Origin of the sequence: Zoogloea sp. (assembly GCF_017302315.1) — a bacterium.
Lineage (GTDB): Bacteria > Pseudomonadota > Gammaproteobacteria > Burkholderiales > Rhodocyclaceae > Zoogloea.
In genome coordinates this window covers 23,794-43,253 of record NZ_JAFLDT010000013.1, presented here as the reverse complement: position 1 = coordinate 43,253, position 19,460 = coordinate 23,794, and the positions used below count along the sequence as shown (strand labels likewise).

Here is a 19,460-nt window from a genome sequence, read left to right as displayed (position 1 = left end):
GCTTAAAGCGTAATGCCCAGGGACAGCCAGACCATGCTCGAGGCCGGATTCACCGGCTTGTTCAGGTAGCCCGGCAGGCATTGCTGTGAGCGGTCGGGGATCTCCTGGTGGCGTTCGCCCAGGTTGATGCCATTGAGGGCGATTTCCGCCCTTCGGCCGTCCAGCCGGAAGGCGCGGGCAATGCGCAGGTCCAGGCTGGTGTAGGCCCGGGAGGTGTAGTCGCAGCCGGGCACATAGCCGTAGCCGCCGGCCAGTGAGCCCATGCGCAGGATGCTGGCTGTGCTCGTCCAGCCCGTGCCGTAGTCCTGCAGCCAGCTCAGGCTGGCGACGTAGGGTGCGGTGCGCTTGGCCACCTCGGGTTCGTCGGTGCGGCGTTCGATCAGAGTGTGGTTGAAGAGGATCTCGGTACCCGCCCGAGGCTTGCCGCGGAACTGGTATTCCAGGCCGCGCAGGGTGACCGCCGAGTCGAGGTTGATGAACTGGGATGAGGGGAGCGTGCTCAGGACAAAAGGGGCGAAGGGCGGCGGAATGTTGCGGCGAATGACGAAGTTGGTGACCCTTTCGTTGAACAGGCGGAGATCGAGCGTGGCATCCATGGCGCGGAAGCGCCCCAGGTAGCCCACTTCCACGGTATCCACCGAGGGCGTTCTCAGATCCGGATTGGGCACATAGGGCCAGGCAACCGGAACGCTGGTTCGCGGGTCGCTGTTGGCGGTGTGGGCCCGCACATCCCCGTGGATGTCGAACACATTGCGTTGCTGCCAGGCCTTGGCATAGCCCGCCCTGAAGGTGTCCGTGGGGCTGGCCTGCCAGTTGATGAAGGCGCGCGGAATGAACTGGGCGGCGACGTCACCATTCTTTTCAAGCAGGCCGCCGAGGTTTAGCTGCCACGTCGGTGTGAGGTGCCAGTCGAGGTTTGAAAAGGCGCGATACATGCTCACGCTGGGTGGGCGGCCCCCGGCAAACAGGAAAGGGGCTTCGGAATCGTCACGGCGGCCCTCCAGACCCCAAACCAGTCGAGCCTGTGGTGCGAGGGCGAAGCGGTGCTGTACTTCCAGGTTGGTGCGGTTGCTGCTGCGGTTGCGGTTCAGGGGGACGGCAGGGAAGGAGGGTGAGCTGGCGACCCAGCTTTCCGCGTTGGATTCGTGATTGCGGTAGAGGCTGAGCAGCCATTCCTCGTCGTGGCTGTAGGTGCGGCGCCAGGTCAGGTGAAGGGTGTTGGTTTCGGCGCGGGCCGTGCGCTCCCCGTTGTTGTTGTAGATCGAATCGGGATAGCCCATGCCGCGTTCAAGGCGGTTGTAGCCAGCGCGCAGGGTCAGTTCGTCACGGGCGTTGAGGCGGTGGTCGCTGCGCAGGCTGAGGGTCTGGCTGACCCGGGTGTCATTCAGGCGGCTGAAGCCCTTGTCTTGGGTCTGGGCGGCCGACAGGCGTACCCCGGTGTTGTCGGCGTCGCCGTTCCAGCTGGCCCGCAGATCGGAGATGCCATGGGTGCCGACGTTCACGTGGCCGGAGCCGCCGCGCTGTTGATGGCTATGCTGGGTGATGATGTTGATCACCCCCAGGAAGGCATTGGCACCAAAGGCATTGGAATTGGTGCCGCGCACCACCTCGATGCGTTCGATCTCGTCGATGGTCAGGGGAAGGGATGACCAGTCGACACCACCAAAGGTGCTGGGCGCATAGACCGAGCGCCCGTCCACCAGCACCTGGATTTCGGTGGGAAAGTCGCTGCCCAGGCCGTGATAGGTGACCCATTGGGCGTGCCCGCGCTCCTGGCCGATCTGCATGCCGGGCACCAGGCGGAGAAGTCGAGCGATATCACGGTAGCCGGTGGCCTTGATGAAATGCCGGTCAAGGAGGGTAACGGCGCCGGGGGCTTCATTGAGAACCTGGGGAAGTCGGGAGGCCGACAGGACCGTTGGAAGATCCTCGAAAAAGGGCGTTTCCTCGCCGTATTCGGCCGGCGCGGATGCGGCGGACAGGAAATGCGTGAACGCAAGACCCGCAAGGGCGGTGAGCAAGGACCGCCTGGAGAGCAGCGAGGGCATCGGACGATCTGTTGTTATGTTGGAGTCTGAGCATGTCCCTGCGTGCAATACCGCCAGACCCCGCGATTATAAAACCGGCGTTCCGATTCGCCTGTGCAATTCGTTTCCTGCTCCTTGTGAAATGCCGCACTTCCGGGTGGCGCCCGCCCAGGGGCGGGCGCCACGGGTGATTCACGCGCTCAGTTGATGCGGATAGGCAGGAAGATCCGGCTCGCACCCCGCTGGATCAGCAGGGCAAAACGGTTTCCGGCGGCATCCAGGAGCTTGCGGAACTGTTCGACGCTGGTGATGCCCTGGTTGTTGATCCCGAGGATGACGTCACCGTTTTGCAGTCCGGCCTTGGCGGCGGGGCCGCTCACGCCTTCGACGACAATGCCTCCGGGAATGCCGAGGCGGCTGGCTTCCTGCCCGGTAAGGGCGCGACCGGCCAGGCCGAGTTTGTTGCCGGCTCCGTCGTTCTTGTGATCAGGGCTGGCCGCGAGGGCCTTTTCGCCGGCCTGCTCGCCCAGGGTGACGGTGATGTCGCGGGCCTTGCGATCACGCCAGACCGACAGGCGGACGACGGTCCCCGGCTTTTGCTCACCAATGATGCGGGGCAGGTCGGCGGAATTGTCCACCTTCTGGCCATTGACGCCGAGAACCACGTCGCCGGCTTGCAGGCCTCCCTTTTCGGCGGGTGAGCCCGCCTCGACGTTGGCAACCAGGGCACCGGCAGGTTTGTCGAGGCCGAAGTTCTGGGCCAGATCGGGGTCGAGCCCCTGGATGGTGACACCCAGGCGACCCCGCGAGACCTTGCCGTATTTCTGCAACTGGTCCTTCACCCTCATGGCCACGTCGATGGGAATTGCGAATGAGATGCCCATGAAACCACCCGAGCGGGAGTAGATCTGGGAGTTGATGCCGATGACTTCGCCGGCCAGATTGAACAGGGGGCCGCCGGAGTTGCCCGGGTTGATGGCCACGTCGGTCTGGATGAAGGGAACGTAGTTTTCGTCCGGCAGGCGTCGGGCTTTGGCACTGATGATGCCTGCCGTGACGGTGTTCTCGAAACCGAATGGCGAGCCCATGGCCACTACCCATTCGCCGACTTTGCTGCGTTCGGCATCGCCCGTCCTGACGAAGGGAAGGCCGCTGGCGTCGATCTTGAGGAGGGCGACGTCGGTGCGCTTGTCGGTGCCGACCACCTTGGCCTTGAATTCCCGCTTGTCGGTGAGGCGCACGGTGACCTCGCCTGCACTATCGACCACGTGGGCGTTGGTCAGCACGTAGCCGTCGGCGCTGACGATGAAGCCCGACCCCACTCCCTGCTGGATCTGTTCCGGGCTGCGGTTGCCGCCCCCGCCATTGCCGGGCATGCCGGGCACGGGAACACCGAAGCGGCGCAGGAAATCGTAGAAGGGGTCACCGGCGAAGGGATCTTCCCCCGCCGTGGCGCCACCCCGGGCCATCTTTTGGGTCACACTGATGTTCACCACGGCAGGGCCGACCTGCTCGACCAGCCCCGAGAAATCGGGCAGTCCGTAGCGGTTGGCGGCGGCGGGAGGTGGAACTTGGGCGGTAGTGGGGACAGTCCCGGCCGCGCTACCGTTGGCCGCGTGGGACGGCGATATGGCACCACCGTCCTGAAGGCAGCCGGACAGGGCGAGGACGAGGGCCGAGAATGCGAGGGTGGATCGAACCAGGACAGGTTTCATCTATTGCTCCAGTTGAAGGCCTGAAAACTGACGCGCGCGGGGGCGTCATGTTCCGCGTTTGAACAAGCGCTTACAAAAATGGGGGCGATTCTTCGCAAAGCAAGTCCGGGAGTTGATTTCGGGCTGCCCCGCCCCTTTTGATGGCGACGTTGTATAGTTAATCTCTATTGCCAATCGAGGTGACCTGATGACGCTAACCGATCTTCGCTATCTTGTCGCATTGGCCCGCGAGCGTCATTTTGGCCATGCCGCCGAGCGCTGCAATGTCAGCCAGCCGACGCTGTCGGTCGCCATCAAGAAGCTTGAGGATGAGCTGGCAGTCACGCTCTTCGAGCGCAGCGCCGCCGACGTGAAGATCACCGATATCGGTGCGCGCATCGTTGCCCAGGCCGAGAAGGTGCTTCTGGAGGCCGGTCAGATCAAGGAACTGGCCACCGCCGGGCGCGATCCCCTGTCGGGGCCGCTCAAGCTCGGCGTGATCTACACCATCGGTCCCTACCTGCTGCCCCACCTGATCCCGCGGGTCCATGGGGCAGCGCCGTCGATGCCCCTGCTGATCCAGGAAAACTACACGGCCCGGCTTGCCGAATCGCTCAAGCGCGGCGACTTGGACGTGATCGTGGTGGCGCTGCCGTTCGAAGAACCCGGCATTGTCACCCAGGCGGTGTACGACGAGCCCTTCCGGGTTCTGATGCCCGCCGGCCATGCCTGGGAAGAGGATGCGGCAATCCCGGCGGCACGCCTGGCGGAGGCGCCACTGCTCTTGCTCGGGGCCGGCAACTGCTTCCGCGATCAGGTGCTGGAGGTCTGCCCCCTGTGCCGTGGAGGAGAAGGCCTGCAGCGTACCCTCGAGGGCAGTTCCCTGGAGACCATCCGCCATATGGTGGCCACCGGGGCCGGCATCACGGTGTTGCCCAGCTCGGCCGCCGACCCTCTGCCCGAGGGCAATCCGCTCCTCACCGTGCGCCCCTTCGAGGCGCCCGAGCCGTTCCGGCGTATTGCCCTGGCCTGGCGGGTCACCTATCCCCGCAGTGGGGCCATTGATGTCATCCGGGCGGCCATTCTCGGCAGCCCTCTGCAAGGGGTGCGGCCGGTCACCCGCTGAGTCCGCCACGTGCGCCGGCCCGGTATGCGCCGGCTTCGGTAACGATCCAGTCCATGGGCCGGTCGTGGGGCTGGGGATGGGTCGAGTCGGTCCGGGCCAGTTCGAAGGCCACACCGATGCACAGGGGGGGCGGGGCGAGGGCGGCCAGGGTACGGTCAAAGTAGCCGCCCCCGTAGCCCAGCCGGTAGCCCGCGGCGTCGAAGGCATTGAGGGGGATCAGGATCACATCCGGCATGACCTGGGCTCCGTCCATCGGTACGGGAATGCCGTGATGATCGACCGCCATGGCGTCCCCCGGCTGCCAGCGCCGGAAACCCATCGGCTGCGCCGGCTCCGTCACTTCGGGCAAGGCCGCCCGCCGTCCGGGATCGGCGGCCAGCCAGCGGCCAACCCAGGCCACCAGATCGACCTCCCCGCGCCACGGCCAGCAAAAGGCCAGCGTCCGTGGGGCCAGGGTTTTCAGCAGGATTTCGAGATGCGCTTCGAGGCGTGCAGAGAGGGCGGCCCGGGTGTCGGCGGGCAGCGCCTCGCGGGCCGCGATGGCCTGTTTGCGCAAGGTTTTTCGCAGTGCAGCAATATCGCTCCCGGCGGGGGAGTCAGGGGGGTTCACTGTGCTATTCTCCGACGGCATTTTGGCGGGACAAGAGTCGATGAAGAATAGCGCGTGGGCCGCTCTGGCGGCATTTTTGTGGATGGCCATGCCGGCCGGCGGCGATCCCGGTGACGAGCGCATCCTGCTTGCCCGGGATGCTGCGCGCAGTGGAGATCGCAACCGGCTGGCCCTCAACGCGCCGGCCACCGGCCATGTGCTTGATCCGTATCCGGAGTACTGGGCCCTGTCCAACCAGATCGTCCGCCCATCGGCCGATTTCGACCCAGCCCGAATCCACGACTTTCTCGAACGCAATGCGGGTAGCTGGCTGGCCGAAAAACTGCGTGGCGAATGGCTGCGCAGCCTGGGCAAGCGGGGTGAGTGGGGCAGTTTCATGGCGGAGTTTCCCAACCAGGAGCAAGCTGACCAGGAACTGCGCTGTTATTACCACCAGGCCCGGCTGCAGAACGCCGATCCGGCCGTGCTCGTTGAGCTGCGGCCACTGTGGTTCACGCTGGTGGATACGCCGGAGAGTTGTGTTCCGCTGCTCCAGGCGCTGGCCCGCGAGGCACTGGTGACGCCCGACGACATGTGGATGCGTATCCGGCGCCTGATGGAGGTCAAGCGTCTCAGTGGGGCCCGCGCCGTGGCTAGCTGGTTGCCGGCCGAACAGGCCCTGGGCCCGTCGGACCTGGAAAAGGCCAGCACCAACCCGTCCACCTGGCTTGATCGTCAGCCCATCAATTTCGCCGCCAGCCGTCAGGGGCGGGAACTGGCTCTCATCGCGCTGGCGCGACTGTCGCGGGATGATCCGATGGGGGCCTATATGCGCTATGCCCGGATTGACGAGCGTTTTTCCGCGGCGGAGCGCGCCTATGCCCTCGGCCAGATCGCCTGGCAGGGGGCCACCAAGCTGCTTCCCGAGGCCCACGCCTGGTTCAAGGCTGCCGGCGATACCCCCATGTCTGACGAGCAGGCCGCCTGGCGCGTGCGCGCCGCGCTGCGCGCCGGTGACTGGCGCGCTGTGAAGCTGGCCGTCGAGGCCATGCCCGCGACCCTGCGCGATCTGCCGGATTGGACCTACTGGCTGGGTCGTGCCCAGCAGGCACTGGGCAACAAGGAGGCAGCCCGCCAGGCCTTCGAGCGTCTGGCCGGCCACCCCACCTTCTACAGCATTCTCGCGGATGAAGAGCTGGGACGCAGTTTCAGACTGCCCGACAAGGCCCGCAGCATCAGCGAGGAAGAGGCCGAACGGGTGCGTCAGACCCCGGGCGTGCAGCGCGCCATGGCGCTCTTTCGTCTCGACATGCGTACTGAAGGCACGCGGGAGTGGAACTGGACCCTGCGCAACCGGGATGATCGTTTCCTTCTGGCTGCAGCCCAGTTCGCCCAGCAACTCGGCATCTACGACCGGGCCATCAATGCCGCCGACCGGACCCGCAACGAGCACGATTACAGCCTGCGCTATCTCGCCCCCTACCGGGAGCGCATCGAGCCCAATGCCCGCAGCCGCGATCTGGATCCCGCCTGGGTTTACGGCCTGATGCGTCAGGAGAGCCGTTTTGTCACCTCGGCCCGCTCGGGTGTCGGTGCCCAGGGCCTGATGCAGATCATGCCGACCACTGGCCAGTGGATTGCCGGCAAGCTCGGCATGAAGGGTTACAACGTCGGCTGGCTGCGGGACCCCGACACCAATGTGATGTTCGGCACCACCTACATGCGGATGGTCCTCGAAGGTCTCGACAACCACCCGGTGCTGGCCTCCGCCGCCTATAACGCCGGTCCCGGCCGCGCCAAGCGCTGGAAGGACGTGAAGCCCCTGGAGGGCGCCATCTACGCCGAGACCATCCCCTTCGGCGAAACCCGCGACTATGTGAAGAAGGTGATGGCCAACGCCGTGGTGTACAGCACCCTTCTGGAAGGTCGCTCCCCCTCCCTGAAAAGCCGGCTTGGCACGATCGCCGCCAGCAACGGGGCGGCTGGCGGTGACATCGGCAGCCCGGCGCCGGGGGCGGGGCTCGAATAATAAGGTTCACCCGTCGGGGAATTGTTTGCTCCGGTTCCGATCTGTCATTGTGGAGCAACCCTGGAGACAGTCATGACCCCCATTCGTAACGTACTTGTCATCGGAGGCAGCGGTTTCGTCGGCTCTGCCATCGCCGAGCGCCTCACGGCCACCGGCATCCGCATCGTCGTCCCCACTCGTCGTCGCGAGCGTGCCCGGCATTTGCTGCTCCTGCCCACCGCGGAGGTGGTCGAGGCTGACATCTTCGATCCGACCACACTGGCGGGTCTGATGACGGGCGTGGATGCCGTGGTGAACCTGGTCGGCGTACTCCATTCGCGGCCCGGCTCGCCCTATGGTCCGGACTTTGCCCGCGCCCATGTGGATCTTCCCAAACGCCTGGTCGCGGCAGCCCGCCAGGCCGGCGTGCAGCGCATCGTGCATATCAGCGCGCTGGGCGCCAGTGCAGATGGCCCGTCCGAGTACCAGCGCTCCAAGGCCGCGGGCGCGGCGGAGATTCGCGCGGCCGAACCGGATGTGGCTTGGACCATCCTGCGCCCGTCCGTGATCTTCGGGCCCGGCGACAGCTTCCTCAATCTTTTTGCCGGTCTGCTCCGGCGCTTCCCGGTGTTGCCGCTGGGCGGCGCGGGCGCCCGTTTTCAACCGGTGTACGTGGAGGATGTGGCCGAGGTGGTTGTTGAAGCCCTGCAGCGCAGCGACGCGCCCGGTCAGACCTTCGACATGGCCGGCCCCACCCAGTATTCCCTGCAGGATCTGGTCGAGTATGTGGGCGAGCTGATCGGCTGTCCCCGTCCCGTCATCCCCCTTCCTGAAGGTCTGGCCATGCTCCAGGCGGGTCTTCTCGAGATGCTTCCGGGGCCGTTGATGAGCCGCGACAATGTGCGCTCCATGCGTGCGCCAAACGTCAGCGCCGGCCCCGCCCAGCCCTGGTCGCGAGTGCCCACCCCCCTGGAAGTGATCGCACCCATGTATCTCGGCAAGGCCAACAAGCGTTGTCGATACACCGCCTTTCAGCTCCATCGCCCATGAAGACTTACTGCGTCGGTGGCGCCATTCGCGACGAACTCCTCGGCCTGCCGGTGAAGGACCGCGACTGGGTGGTCGTCGGCGCCACCCCGGAAGCCCTGCTGGCCCAGGGGTATCGCCCGGTCGGCAAGGACTTCCCGGTCTTCCTTCACCCCCTTACCCACGAGGAATATGCCCTGGCGCGTACCGAGCGCAAGACGGCACCAGGCTACGCCGGCTTTGTCTTCCATACCGACCCGGCGGTCACCCTGGAAGAGGATCTGGCCCGGCGTGATCTCACCATCAACGCCATGGCCCGGGGTGAGGATGGTGTGCTCCGTGACCCTTACGGTGGCCAGGCAGATCTGCAGGCGCGGATCTTCCGCCACGTCAGCCCGGCCTTTGCCGAGGATCCGGTGCGCATCCTGCGGATGGCGCGCTTTGCCGCCCGCTTTGCCGATTTCCGCGTGGCATCGGAGACCCTGCAGCTGATGCAGGCCATGGTGGCCGCCGGTGAGGTGGATGCCCTGGTGCCCGAGCGGGTCTGGCAGGAGCTGGCCCGGGGTCTGATGGAGGTGCGGCCCTCGCGCATGATCGAGGTTCTGCGCGACTGCGGCGCCTTGGCGCGCATCCTGCCGGAGCTGGACCGCCTGTTTGGCGTTCCCCAGCCGGCCCGCTACCATCCGGAAATCGATACCGGAGCGCACCTGTTGCTGGTGCTCGACGACGCTGCCGCCACCGGCCAACCTTTGGCCGTGCGCCTGGCCTGCCTGCTCCATGATCTGGGCAAGGGCCTTACCCCGGCGCACATCCTGCCCCATCACTATGGTCACGAGGCCGCCAGCGAGATCCTGGCGCGAGACGTCTGTGATCGCCTCAAGTGCCCTGCCGATTGCCGGGATCTGGCGGTGATGACCGCGCGCGAACATGGCATCGTCCACCAAGCCTTGCAGCTACGCCCGGAGACCGTGGTGAAGTTAATCGAGCGCTGTGACGGCTTGCGTCGGCCAGCGCGTTTCGAGGCCATGCTGGCGGCCTGTGCCTGCGATCACCGGGGGCGTGGCGGCGACGCGGCCAGGCGCGCCTACCCCCAGGAGGCTTGTCTTCTGGCCGCGCTCAGTGCATTGCGTCAGGTGGATGCGGGAGCCATTGCCCGCAGTCTCGAGGACAAATCGCGTATTCCGGCCGTGGTCCATCAGGCCCGTGTGGCAGCCGTCAGGGCGTTGAGTGCCTCGCTGACTGGCGGGGTTACGAAGATTGACAATTTCCCCTGCGGAGAGCGTCAGTAATCCCACGTACAGCCAGGGAGGATGGGGCATACAATGCCCGCCACCCATGCACCCGATCCGTGTTTACTTCACCTTTCACCTGCTGATCCGGCATTTTTTCCCGCTGGCCCTGCTGCTTGTTGTTGCGCCCCTCGCCCTGGCGGCCCAGCCCATTCCGGTTTTTTCCGAAGTGAGGGCCGGCGCCCGCCCGTCGGTGGCCGTGCTGCTTGCCCGGGATGGCACACCGCTGGCCGAGCGGCGTTTCGACATGGGGGTGCGGCGGCTTGAGTGGATCAGCCTGAACAGCCTTTCGCCGGCCCTCAAGGAGGCCCTGCTGGCGGCCGAGGACAAGCGCTTCTTCGAACATTCGGGTGTGGACTGGCGGGCCTTTGCGGGCTCCCTCTGGCACAACCTGTGGTACGACCGCAAGCGCGGGGCGTCCACCCTGTCCATGCAACTGGCCGGGCTGCTCGATCCGGAGCTGGCCCTCGGCCAGGGCGGTGCGCCGCGGCGCTCCCTCGGTCAGAAATGGAATCAGGCCCTTGCCGCTCAGGCGCTCGAGGCCCGGTGGACGAAGGAGCAGATCCTCGAGGCCTACCTCAACCTTGCCCCCTTTCGGGGGGATCTGCAGGGCGTTCACGCGGCATCCCGGGCGCTCTTCGGCAAAGGGCCGGCGGAACTGGGGCGGCCTGAAGCGCTGGTTCTGGCGGTGCTGCTGCGCGGCCCCAATGCCCGTGCAGAGGTTGTGGCCCGTCGGGCCTGCGTGCTGGCCGAGCGGATCAATGCCCCCAGCGCTTGCGCGCCCGCCCAGCGCCTGGTCATGGCCAGCCTTGATCGCCCGAGTAGCGCGCCACGCTGGGATCTGGCACCCCATGCCGCCCGTCTGTTGCTCCACCAGGCGGGCGACCGGGTGGTCAGCACCCTTGATGCGGAGGCTCAACGCATTCTTCTGGGCGCCTTGAAGCGCCCGGGGCTGGGTGAGGCCGCAGGGGTGATCGTGGACAATGGGTCGGGCGACATCCTGGCCTACGCGGGAGTGGGTGAGGGCGTCCAGCCCGACCTGATCGCCCAGCCGCGCAATGTGGGCAATCTATTGCAGCCCTTCGCCTATGGCCTGGCGCTGGAGCGGCGCGTGCTGACCGCGGCGAGCCTGGTCGAGGAGCCGCTCTCCAACCATGCGCCGACGGTGCCCGATGATCGAAGTTGGGTCAGTGTCCGCCAGGCGCTGGCCGGTGGCATGGCCGATCCTGCCCAGACGGTGGTGCGCATGCTGGGGGAGGGTCTGGCCGAGCGCCTGCGTCAGGCTGATCTGGAGCTGCCTCGTGGCAATGCCCTGGAGCTTGGTCTGGTGCCACTGGCAGGCCTGTATCGCAGCCTCCCGGCCGGCGGGCAGTGGCTGCCGCCGCGTCTGCTTCCCGGCATCGAACGCCAACCCCGGCGCCTGCTGAAGCCCGAAGCCGCCTTCATCGTCAGTGAGATCCTGGTGGACTCGGAGCGGGAGGCGGCGGGGCTGCCCGCGGTCTATCGCGAGTACATCGCGGATGGGCGCGAAGCCCTCGGCGCTGGCTATTCGGATCGCTTCACCGTGGTTCTGTGGGCATCGGGTGGGCGGACATCGGCGGCCATCGGCCATGTCTGGCACGATGTCCTGGGGGCCTTGCATCGCCAGCAGGCGGCCCATCGGCTAACGCCTCCCCCCGGGGTGGTGTCTGCCCTGGTCGTCTTTGAGCCACCCATCGAAACACCGCGTCGGGAGTGGTTCATACGTGGTACCGAACTGGAGCGGGTCGGGTTGCCCCGCAGTTTGCCGCGCATCTCTTACCCGACCAATGGCAGTCTGGTGGATGCCATGGCCCTGGTCGGGGATCCTTCTTTCCGGGTGAGTCTTGACGCCATTCACGCGCCGCCCGGTGCCTGGTGGCGGCTCAATGGCGAGAGGCTGGTGGGGAGCAACGGTTTGCGCCTGGCCTGGCGTCCGGTGGCCGGTCGGCATGTGCTGGACCTGATGTCGGCTGAAGGGCAGATCCTCGACAGTGCGATCTTCGCAGTGCGTGCCCCCCTGGATTGAGCCTACAGCCAGCGGATCACCAGGAAAACCAGCAGCGACACGAGCAGCGTGCTGGTGAGGGGAATGTGGATGTGGCGCCCGAACACATCGAAGTGCAGATCGCCCGGCAGGTGACCGATGCGCCAGCGTCGCCATGCCAGGCCGGAGCCTAGGCCCGACACCATCGCCAGTATCACGATTGCCACCAGCCACTTGAGCATTGCCCTTGATCCGTATGCCTCGAAAACGAGATTTAAACCCGGATCCGGGTGGTCGGGCAGGTTTTCTGCTTTCCCAGTTGGATGGTGTGCTGTAAGTTGTGGCTCCACAACAATAGCAATTCAGAACAGCTCATGACCCTGACCCTCCCTGTTGCACTCCGCTGCGCCTGTCCATGGGGCATCTCCGCATGAATCGCTCCCGTTTTGGCGATCTTGAGGTGCTGTGCCGGCTGCCCGAAGGCGCTGCCCGCGACACTCCGCTGCTTTTCGTCCATGGCGCTTACACGGGCGCCTGGTGTTGGGATGAGTTCTTCCTGCGCCATTTCGCGGCGGAGGGCTACGCGGCCTACGCCGTGTCCCTGTCCGGTCACGGGGCGAGCCGCGGGCGGGCTTATCTGGACAGCTTCTCCATTGCCGATTACGTGGATGACGTGGCCGAGGTGGTGGACAAGCTTCCCGTCTCACCAGTGCTGATTGGCCATTCGATGGGCGGCATGGTGCTCCAGAAGTATCTTGAGAAGCGTGAGGCGCCGGCGGTGGTGCTGATGTCTTCGGTGCCGCCCCAGGGGCTGCTCGGCTCTGCCTTCGGGCTGGCCTTCTCCAAGCCCAGTTTGATGGGCGACCTGAACCGCATCATGGGCGGAGGCCAGCCGCAGATGGAAACCCTGCGCCATGCCATGTTCCATGAGGTGGTCGAGCTCGAGCGCCTGCAACGCTACTATCACCTGTGCCAGCCAGAGTCCCACCGGGCGATCTGGGACATGTCCCTGTTCGACCTGCCCATGGTGTCGCGCATGCAGTTGCCCCCCATGCTGGTGCTCGGGGCCGAGAACGATGTGTTGATTCCACCCGATCAGGTGCGCATGACTGCGCGTCGCTATGGTGTCGAGGCGCACATCCTGCCCGGGCTGGGGCACGGCATGATGATGGAAAGCGACTGGCGGATAGCGGCGGACCCCATCGTCGCCTGGCTGAAAAGTCAGGATTTGTGAGGAAACGCCGAAAACACCCTCGTCTGTGAACTCCGTCATTGCGCCGCGCGTGCCAGCGGCCCATTCTTAAACCATGCATGCGGCAGATGTGTCGGCGGGAAGGGATGTCCCGCTTCGGGGCGTCGTGCCGAAGCCCCTTCAACCTTTGGACGCTGCAGCCGTTATGAAAATCGGCGGGATCGTTTCCTTCACCCCGCAACGGAGGCCGAAATGGTGATCTGCATGGATATGGAAAGCGGTGCCTGCACCCCCCTGAACCTGGATGGCGAGCCCGGTCTGGCCTACAGCGAAGAAGTGCTCAATGCCAATCTCTTGCCGCTCGAGCTTGCCCTCGGCCTGCAGGAAATCCCGGTGTCGTCGACCGAGCGGCATTTTGTACCCACGGACGTGGATGCCTTCCTGAGCGCGGTTTACCGCTTCCAGGAATAGCGGGACGCGGCAGAGGGGCGGCCTTGGGCCCTCGGTCTGCCGTAATGCTCGACTTTATAAGGTGTGCAGGCGGTCGCCGCGCCGGAAGCTGATCAGGGGTTGACCAATGCCTTTTCCGAGGACGATCACCTTGAACAGCTCGCCCATCTCGTGGGGCCCTGTGAGGCGCTGTACGGCCTTGGCTGCACGAATGTAATCGGTGCTCTCTTCCGGCGCACGCCGAGCCAGGCATTCCAGGATTCCGCAATTGAAGAGCAGGTTGGCCTGGTCGGTGTAGCCCAGTACATCGAGTCCTGCCTCGAAGCCGGCTTCAGCTACCGCGGTGAAGTCCACGAAGGCTGTGATGTCATTGAGCCCCGGCCACAGGAAGGGGTCGCCGTGGGCGTGATGGCGGAAGTAACACAGCAGGGTGCCGGTGCTGCGGCTGGCCAGATAGTATTCCGAACGGGGATAGCCGTAGTCCACCAGTAACATCGCGCCCTGCTCGAGGCGGGCAGCCCATTCCCCGATCCATGCCCGTCCGGCCAGATTCAACTCACTGACGTATTCGCCCTCGGAGGGCAGCGCCAGGCCGAGGGCGCCCGCCGCCTCGGCCACGCGTCCGCTGGCAAGCTGATCTGCCCACACGAAGCCCCCGGCGGCATCAAGGGCTACGCCCCGCTCGAAGATCCCTTCCGGCCGCCAGGCGATCAGGTGCACCGGCATCACGTCCAGAACTTCGTTGGCCACCACCGCGCCGGAGAAGTGCTCGGGCAGCCCGTCAAGCCAGCTTACCCGGCTGGCCAGATGGGGGGCCTTGCTGGCCAGGGTGTCGAATTGGCGCTCCCGCAGTTCGCCGGACACTTCGAGAATGCCGTAGCTTTCGGGCAGGGCGTTGCGACGTTCCAGTTCAAGCAGCAGATCGGCAGCCAGGAGGCCGGTGCCGGCGCCGGCTTCGATCAGGTGGGGGGCTGACAAGTCCATGATCTGCGCCACCTGGGTGGCCAGGGCTTGTCCGAACAGGGGCGTGAGCTCAGGGGCAGTGATGAAATCCCCTCCGGCCCCAAACTTGCGCGCACCGCCACTGTAGTAACCCAGGCCTGGCGCATAGAGGGCTTCTGCCATATAGGTGGCAAAGGAGATCCAGCCGCCCTCGGTTTCGATCAACGTGCGCAGGCGCGAGACGAGACGTCCGCTCTGTTCAAGGGCATCCGGGGAGGGCTGGGGAAGGTTCATGGGGTTGGACCAGGGGCAAAAGCCCGCATTCTACCCGTCCCGGTGAGCGCCCCGGCCGGGCTCAGGCACCGTATCATTGCCTTCCTTGCCGTTGAATTCCTTCTGGGACAGATGAACACTCACTCCATTGCTCCGGTCGTGCTGGTGACAGGCGGTGCCCGGCGTGTCGGTGCGGAGATCGCCCGGCATCTGCACGCCATCGGAGCCCGGGTGGCCCTGCATTGCCGCAGTTCTGCCACGGATGCCGAGGCCCTTGCTGCGGGTTTCAACGCCGAGCGACCGGGTTCGGCCCTTGTTCTTAAGGCCGACCTCCTCGATACGGCAGCGTTGCCGGGTCTGGTATCGACCGTGGTGGACCATTTCGGGCGGCTGGACGGCCTGGTGAACAACGCATCCAGCTTCTTTCCCACCGCACTGGGCGAGATCGACGAGGCCGCCTGGTTTGATTTGATCGGCTCCAACCTCAAGGCGCCCCTGTTCCTGTCCCAGGCAGCCGCACCCCATCTCAAGGCGAGCGCCGGGGCTATCATCAATATCGTGGATATCCATGCCGAGCGCCCGCTCAAGGGGTATCCCCTGTATTCCGCCGCCAAGGCGGGCCTGCTTGGGCTGACCCGTGCCCTGGCCCTTGAGCTGGCACCGCAGGTGCGCGTCAATGGCGTGGCGCCCGGTGCCATCGAGTGGCCGGACGACGGGCAGTTCCCCTCGGCCGAGCGTGAAGCCATCGTCCGCCACACCTTGCTCGGCAGGACCGGCGCGCCGTCGGACATTGCCCGGACGGTGGCCTTCCTTTTTTTTGATGCCCCTTACATTACCGGGCAGATCATCGCTGTGGATGGGGGGCGCAGTGCCCATCTGTAGTTTGTTTTACACTTTGCGCCGGCCGCGTGGATATTCGGTCGGACTATAATCAGCTCAATTGGATTGACATGGAACATGTAGTGGCTGCACCCGACGTTCTGTCCGTAGACCCCGTCCCGGAGAAGGAGTCCCGCCTGTCGAACACCTTTCTACGCCTCAAGAAACACTTGGAGCGCAAGGTTGGTGAGGCTATCGGAGACTACGGCATGATTGCCGACGGGGATGTGGTGATGGTCTGTGTTTCGGGGGGCAAGGACTCCTTTACCCTTCTGTCCATTCTTCTCGCCTTGCGGGAAAGGGCGCCGATCGAATTCCGCATCGTGGCCATGAATCTGGATCAGAAGCAGCCCGGGTTCCCTGACCACGTGTTGCCGGCTTACTTTGAATCCATCGGTGTCGAATACCGGATTGTTACCGAGAACACCTACAAGATCGTGAAGGACAAGATCCCGGAGGGCAAGACCACCTGCTCCCTGTGTTCCCGCCTGCGGCGAGGCATCATCTATCGGACGGCAAAGGAGCTTGGCGCCACCAAGATCGCCCTCGGCCATCACCGTGACGACATGATCGAAACGCTGTTTCTCAACATGTTTTTCGGTGGCAAGATGAAATCTATGCCGCCCAAGCTGGTCAGCGATGATCGACAGAATGTGGTGATCCGGCCGCTGGCCTATTGTTCCGAGAAGGATATCGAGCGCTTTGCCCGTGGTATGGAGTACCCGATCATTCCCTGCAATCTTTGCGGCAGCCAGGAGAACGCCCAGCGCAAGCAGATCAAGGCTATGCTGCGTGATTGGGATGCCCGCTTCCCGGGGCGCATCGTGTCCATCGCCACCGCCACGAAAAATGTGGTGCCATCCCATCTGGCCGACAACGTCCTGTTCGATTTCAAGGGTGTGTCGTGTGAGACGGAGGTTGATCAGGGCGATGTGGTCTTCGACAATCCCGACATGCCCGAATCCTTGGTCGACCCGGTGGCAATTCCCATCGGAGCGTGGAGAAGCTAGTGGCAACCCTGTCCCCTCGCCCGTGCCAGAGTCTTCCCGGACATGCTCGCCGCGCGCCAGGTGACTCGTCAAGCCCCGTTGTCGGAGTCTGTGAGAAATGACTGAGCGTCCCTCCGCCGCGTGCCTGTTGTATGCCGATGTGGCCGGCGGAGCGCGCCTTGCCGTGAAGCTTGGCGAGGCCGAAGCGGGCTATGCGGTCGAGCGCTGTCTGAACCGTATGTCCCGTTGCGCGGAAGCGTATTCGGCGAGTGAGCTCAAGCTGCTGCCGGATGCGCTGGTGGCCCGTTTTCCGGAAGCTGATTCCGCCCTGCTGGCGGCTCGCGAGATGCGCGAGCGGGTGCGGGCGCTGCCACCCATGAGTGGCATCAAGCTTGTCCTGCGGGCCGGGGTGGTGCTGGACCTGGAAGCCAGGGAGGCAGAGGAGGAAGTCGAAGTGATGGCGGCCAGGCTGGTTGCCGGCCACAATCCCGACTCCATATCGGTATCGGAACGGTTCAGCGAGGCTCTGTCGCCTTCCATGCGTCGAATGCTCAGCCGCCTGGAAGAAAATAATAGTGTTCCGTTTCCGACGCTCGAACTCGGAGACCTCCCGCCGCCCACTCCCGCCGAGTTGCGCCAAGAGGCGGCGCAGGCCCTCAAGCAGATGCGGGTGAGCTTTCGGGGGCAGAACTGGCTTATCGACGCTGCCCATCCCACCTTGCTCTTCGGGCGTGAAACGGGTAACGACATCGTTATTGCCGATCCTCGGGTGTCCAGGCAGCACGCCCGCATCGAACTGCGTAGTGGCCTTTTCTATCTGGCCGATTCCAGCACCAACGGCACCTACCTCCTTGAGGAAGGCAACCCGGAGCACTGCATCAAGCGCGATGAGTTCATCCTGGGGGAAAAGGGACACATCGGCTGCGGTTTCTCCCCGGCTGAAAATATGTCCGATGCGGTAGCCTTCGCGGTAGACTGACATACCGGCGCCACGGGGCGCTGAAATGCAGAAGGGCCGCAGATGCGGCCCTTCGTGCGTATGGCAGAGGCAGATCAGTTTGCCTTCAGGCACTCGCTCATGAACTTCTTGCGGTCGTCGCCCTTGAGGCTCTTTTCGCCGGCTTCCTTGTTGCAGGATTTCATCTTGTCCTGCTGGGTGGTCTTGGCCGGTTTGGCGGACAGGCATTCCTTCATGTAGGCCTTGCGCTCATCACCTTTCTTTTCGCCGGCGGAGGCATTGCACTCCTTCATCTTGTTCTGTTGTGCGCCAGCCGCGAGGGCGGCAGGGGCCAGACTGGCGGCGAACAGGGTAACGGCGACGCTCAGGAACATCTTCTTCATCAAGCCACTCCTCGTAGGAAGGGTTATCGGTAACTGCGACAGCATCATAAACGGGCCATGTGCAAAGGCGTTGACGGCCAGTGGGGAGGTGCCGTAAATAGGCCCGGTTTGCCACACATTTTTGCAGTGTTGCGTCCCTTTGGCGTCATATCCCGTTTTCTTCCATGGCCCTGCGCTGACGGTCTATGAACTCCTGGGTGGAGTCGATGCCGCGCAGGAGCAGGATGGTGGAACGCACTGCGGCTTCGAGCAGCACTGCGAGGTTGCGTCCGGCGGCGACGGGAAGGATGGCCCGTCGCACGGGAATGCCAAGGATCAGTTGCTCCTCGGCATCGTGACTGAGGCGCAGGGGGTCTTCCTGACCGGGCTGACGGCGCTGCAGATGGACCACCAGCTTGAGTTTCATCTTGCGCCGGCAGGCGGTCTCGCCAAAGATCGTGCGGATATTCAGGATACCCAGGCCCCGAACCTCGATCACATCCTGGAGCAACTCGGGGCAACGGCCCTCCAGCACGTTTGGGGCGATGCGCGAGAACTCGACAATATCGTCGGCGACCAGCCCGTGCCCCCGGGAAATCAGTTCAAGGGCGAGTTCTGACTTGCCGGCACCGGAGTCGCCGGTAATGAACACGCCGATCCCCAGCACATCCATCAGCACCCCGTGCAGGGCCACCCGTTCGGCCAGCTTGCGGGACAGATAGCTGCGCAGGTGATCGATGATGTTGGCCGCCGGCAGCGGGCTTGCAAACAGCGCCACGTCCTCGTTGGCACAAAGGGTGCGGATGATGCTCGGAATATCCTCATCGTCCGCAACAATGAGTGCAGGGGGGGAAAAGGAGAGAATTTCCCGAACGTGGTGGATGACCTTTTCCCGGGTCTGGCGACGGGCCCAGGCAATTTCGGAGGTGCCCAGAATCTGCAGGCGGTCGGGATGGATCAGGTTCAGATGGCCAACCATGTCGGCAGGCCAGATGCGGTCTTCGGAAACCGAAATGCGGGTGGCGAGGCTGCCGCAGATGTGCCGCAGCCTCAGGCGTTCGAGATTGTCGTCAAACAGCCGCGCTACTGTTGTCTGACGCATCGCTTCCCCAGTAGGCGAAGAGGGCATGGGCGGCCAGTGCGTCCGGAGCGTTTAGGAGCTGCTCGCGGAACGCGCGGTCACTGAACATCTGGGCCAGCTCGGAAAGCAGTTGCAGGTGGTGCTCGTTGGCCTGTTCGGGCACCAGCAGTACGAACAGCAGGGAAACAGGGCGCCCGTCGGGCGCATCGAAGGGAACCGGCTCGGCAAGCCGTATGAAGGCGCCGAGTGCGTCCTTCAGGCCCTTGATGCGGCCGTGGGGAATGGCGATGCCTTGCCCCAACCCGGTGGAGCCGAGCTTCTCCCGGGCGAAAAGGCTGTCGAAGACCGTGCTTCGGCCGATTCCGTGGTTGTTCTCGAACAGCAGGCCCGCTTGCTCGAAAGCGCGCTTCTTGCTGCTCGCCTCGAGTCCGACGACCACATTGGCCGGCGGCAGTAATTTGGCGATGAGATTCATGCGTGGACTCTCCTGCAGACGGCAAGGACCGACACAGGTTTCCGATGAAGGGCGATTCAGGGGATCCGGAGGCTCGGGCCGCCGGGGCCGTTGTG

At 64.7% G+C, this 19,460-nt stretch carries 18 protein-coding genes; 10 read left to right on the top strand and 8 right to left on the bottom strand.

From position 1 onward, the window contains the following. Positions 1-2: 2 nt before the first annotated feature. Together J0L98_RS06680 and J0L98_RS06675 are read right to left on the bottom strand one after the other, a co-directional pair. Entirely contained in the window at positions 3-2,048 is a 2,046-nt protein-coding gene (locus tag J0L98_RS06680; protein ID WP_296410815.1) for a TonB-dependent receptor plug domain-containing protein, read from the bottom strand. A 179-nt stretch (positions 2,049-2,227) separates the two neighbouring features. Then, the gene (locus J0L98_RS06675) at positions 2,228-3,742 is read right to left on the bottom strand and encodes a DegQ family serine endoprotease (protein ID WP_296410814.1); all 1,515 of its coding nucleotides are present in this window, start codon (positions 3,740-3,742) and stop codon (positions 2,228-2,230) included. A 187-nt stretch (positions 3,743-3,929) separates the two neighbouring features. Between J0L98_RS06675 and J0L98_RS06670 the strand changes: the two genes are divergently transcribed. After that, positions 3,930-4,847 carry a hydrogen peroxide-inducible genes activator gene (locus J0L98_RS06670; protein ID WP_296410813.1) on the top strand — a complete coding sequence of 306 codons (918 nt, stop codon included), beginning with the start codon at positions 3,930-3,932 and terminating at the stop codon, positions 4,845-4,847. Here the strand turns inward: J0L98_RS06670 and J0L98_RS06665 are convergent. Further along, entirely contained in the window at positions 4,837-5,457 is a 621-nt protein-coding gene (locus tag J0L98_RS06665; protein WP_296410812.1) for a 5-formyltetrahydrofolate cyclo-ligase, read from the bottom strand. The two genes, J0L98_RS06670 and J0L98_RS06665, sit on opposite strands and share 11 nt — an antisense overlap. Before the next feature lie 40 nt (positions 5,458-5,497). Between J0L98_RS06665 and J0L98_RS06660 the strand changes: the two genes are divergently transcribed. From J0L98_RS06660 to J0L98_RS06645, 4 genes are all read left to right on the top strand, one after another. Next, entirely contained in the window at positions 5,498-7,465 is a 1,968-nt protein-coding gene (locus J0L98_RS06660; RefSeq protein ID WP_296410811.1) for a lytic transglycosylase domain-containing protein, read from the top strand. 72 nt (positions 7,466-7,537) lie between these two features. After that, complete coding sequence (locus J0L98_RS06655) at positions 7,538-8,494, top strand: complex I NDUFA9 subunit family protein (RefSeq protein WP_296410809.1); 957 nt, start codon at positions 7,538-7,540, stop codon at positions 8,492-8,494. Then, a complete protein-coding gene (locus tag J0L98_RS06650; protein WP_296410807.1) occupies positions 8,491-9,759 on the top strand; it encodes a multifunctional CCA addition/repair protein in 1,269 nt (422 codons plus the stop codon). Before J0L98_RS06655 ends, J0L98_RS06650 begins: the two co-directional genes overlap by 4 nt. Before the next feature lie 46 nt (positions 9,760-9,805). Beyond that, on the top strand, positions 9,806-11,806 hold the full coding sequence (locus J0L98_RS06645; RefSeq protein WP_296410806.1) for a transglycosylase domain-containing protein: 2,001 nt from the start codon (positions 9,806-9,808) through the stop codon (positions 11,804-11,806). A 2-nt stretch (positions 11,807-11,808) separates the two neighbouring features. Here J0L98_RS06645 and J0L98_RS06640 read toward each other — a convergent pair whose 3' ends face one another. Further along, a complete protein-coding gene (locus J0L98_RS06640; protein ID WP_296410805.1) occupies positions 11,809-12,006 on the bottom strand; it encodes a DUF2905 family protein in 198 nt (65 codons plus the stop codon). Between the two features lie 188 nt (positions 12,007-12,194). Here J0L98_RS06640 and J0L98_RS06635 point away from each other — a divergent pair, with 188 nt between their 5' ends. Both J0L98_RS06635 and J0L98_RS06630 read left to right on the top strand, forming a co-directional pair. After that, entirely contained in the window at positions 12,195-12,998 is an 804-nt protein-coding gene (locus J0L98_RS06635; protein WP_296410804.1) for an alpha/beta fold hydrolase, read from the top strand. A gap of 222 nt (positions 12,999-13,220) precedes the next feature. Beyond that, positions 13,221-13,427, top strand: a complete 207-nt coding sequence (locus tag J0L98_RS06630) for a hypothetical protein (RefSeq protein ID WP_296410803.1) — start codon at positions 13,221-13,223, stop codon at positions 13,425-13,427. Between the two features lie 54 nt (positions 13,428-13,481). Here J0L98_RS06630 and J0L98_RS06625 read toward each other — a convergent pair whose 3' ends face one another. Then, positions 13,482-14,642 carry an SAM-dependent methyltransferase gene (locus tag J0L98_RS06625; RefSeq protein WP_296410802.1) on the bottom strand — a complete coding sequence of 387 codons (1,161 nt, stop codon included), beginning with the start codon at positions 14,640-14,642 and terminating at the stop codon, positions 13,482-13,484. A 111-nt stretch (positions 14,643-14,753) separates the two neighbouring features. Here J0L98_RS06625 and J0L98_RS06620 point away from each other — a divergent pair, with 111 nt between their 5' ends. The 3 genes from J0L98_RS06620 to J0L98_RS06610 all read left to right on the top strand — a co-directional run bounded on the left by J0L98_RS06620 (position 14,754) and on the right by J0L98_RS06610 (position 17,468). Then, complete coding sequence (locus J0L98_RS06620; RefSeq protein WP_296410800.1) at positions 14,754-15,503, top strand: pteridine reductase; 750 nt, start codon at positions 14,754-14,756, stop codon at positions 15,501-15,503. 68 nt (positions 15,504-15,571) lie between these two features. After that, positions 15,572-16,510 carry a tRNA 2-thiocytidine(32) synthetase TtcA gene (gene ttcA / locus J0L98_RS06615; RefSeq protein ID WP_296410798.1) on the top strand — a complete coding sequence of 313 codons (939 nt, stop codon included), beginning with the start codon at positions 15,572-15,574 and terminating at the stop codon, positions 16,508-16,510. 97 nt (positions 16,511-16,607) lie between these two features. Then, positions 16,608-17,468 (top strand): FHA domain-containing protein, encoded by an 861-nt coding sequence (locus J0L98_RS06610; protein WP_296410797.1) that lies wholly within the window; start codon positions 16,608-16,610, stop codon positions 17,466-17,468. 74 nt (positions 17,469-17,542) lie between these two features. Here the strand turns inward: J0L98_RS06610 and J0L98_RS06605 are convergent, their stop codons facing one another. From J0L98_RS06605 to ptsN, 3 genes are all read right to left on the bottom strand, one after another. After that, on the bottom strand, positions 17,543-17,830 hold the full coding sequence (locus tag J0L98_RS06605; protein WP_365954352.1) for a PsiF family protein: 288 nt from the start codon (positions 17,828-17,830) through the stop codon (positions 17,543-17,545). Positions 17,831-17,975: 145 nt separating this feature from the next. Then, positions 17,976-18,911, bottom strand: a complete 936-nt coding sequence (gene hprK / locus J0L98_RS06600; RefSeq protein WP_296410796.1) for an HPr(Ser) kinase/phosphatase — start codon at positions 18,909-18,911, stop codon at positions 17,976-17,978. Next, the gene (gene ptsN / locus J0L98_RS06595; protein WP_296410795.1) at positions 18,880-19,365 is read right to left on the bottom strand and encodes a PTS IIA-like nitrogen regulatory protein PtsN; all 486 of its coding nucleotides are present in this window, start codon (positions 19,363-19,365) and stop codon (positions 18,880-18,882) included. Before ptsN ends, hprK begins: the two co-directional genes overlap by 32 nt. Between the last annotated feature and the right edge of the window lie 95 nt (positions 19,366-19,460).

What these genes read in the sequence shown, in the direction of transcription:
- J0L98_RS06625 (WP_296410802.1), bottom strand. Translation starts at nt 14,642, where the DNA reads ATGAACCTTCCCCAGCCCTCCCCGGATGCCCTTGAACAGAGCGGACGT.
- J0L98_RS06645 (WP_296410806.1), top strand. Translation starts at nt 9,806, where the DNA reads ATGCACCCGATCCGTGTTTACTTCACCTTTCACCTGCTGATCCGGCAT.
- J0L98_RS06605 (WP_365954352.1), bottom strand. Translation starts at nt 17,830, where the DNA reads ATGAAGAAGATGTTCCTGAGCGTCGCCGTTACCCTGTTCGCCGCCAGT.
- J0L98_RS06635 (WP_296410804.1), top strand. Translation starts at nt 12,195, where the DNA reads ATGAATCGCTCCCGTTTTGGCGATCTTGAGGTGCTGTGCCGGCTGCCC.
- J0L98_RS06640 (WP_296410805.1), bottom strand. Translation starts at nt 12,006, where the DNA reads ATGCTCAAGTGGCTGGTGGCAATCGTGATACTGGCGATGGTGTCGGGC.
- J0L98_RS06670 (WP_296410813.1), top strand. Translation starts at nt 3,930, where the DNA reads ATGACGCTAACCGATCTTCGCTATCTTGTCGCATTGGCCCGCGAGCGT.
- hprK (WP_296410796.1), bottom strand. Translation starts at nt 18,911, where the DNA reads ATGCGTCAGACAACAGTAGCGCGGCTGTTTGACGACAATCTCGAACGC.
- J0L98_RS06610 (WP_296410797.1), top strand. Translation starts at nt 16,608, where the DNA reads ATGACTGAGCGTCCCTCCGCCGCGTGCCTGTTGTATGCCGATGTGGCC.
- ttcA (WP_296410798.1), top strand. Translation starts at nt 15,572, where the DNA reads ATGGAACATGTAGTGGCTGCACCCGACGTTCTGTCCGTAGACCCCGTC.
- J0L98_RS06680 (WP_296410815.1), bottom strand. Translation starts at nt 2,048, where the DNA reads ATGCCCTCGCTGCTCTCCAGGCGGTCCTTGCTCACCGCCCTTGCGGGT.
- J0L98_RS06660 (WP_296410811.1), top strand. Translation starts at nt 5,498, where the DNA reads ATGAAGAATAGCGCGTGGGCCGCTCTGGCGGCATTTTTGTGGATGGCC.
- J0L98_RS06650 (WP_296410807.1), top strand. Translation starts at nt 8,491, where the DNA reads ATGAAGACTTACTGCGTCGGTGGCGCCATTCGCGACGAACTCCTCGGC.
- J0L98_RS06620 (WP_296410800.1), top strand. Translation starts at nt 14,754, where the DNA reads ATGAACACTCACTCCATTGCTCCGGTCGTGCTGGTGACAGGCGGTGCC.
- J0L98_RS06655 (WP_296410809.1), top strand. Translation starts at nt 7,538, where the DNA reads ATGACCCCCATTCGTAACGTACTTGTCATCGGAGGCAGCGGTTTCGTC.
- ptsN (WP_296410795.1), bottom strand. Translation starts at nt 19,365, where the DNA reads ATGAATCTCATCGCCAAATTACTGCCGCCGGCCAATGTGGTCGTCGGA.
- J0L98_RS06675 (WP_296410814.1), bottom strand. Translation starts at nt 3,742, where the DNA reads ATGAAACCTGTCCTGGTTCGATCCACCCTCGCATTCTCGGCCCTCGTC.
- J0L98_RS06630 (WP_296410803.1), top strand. Translation starts at nt 13,221, where the DNA reads ATGGATATGGAAAGCGGTGCCTGCACCCCCCTGAACCTGGATGGCGAG.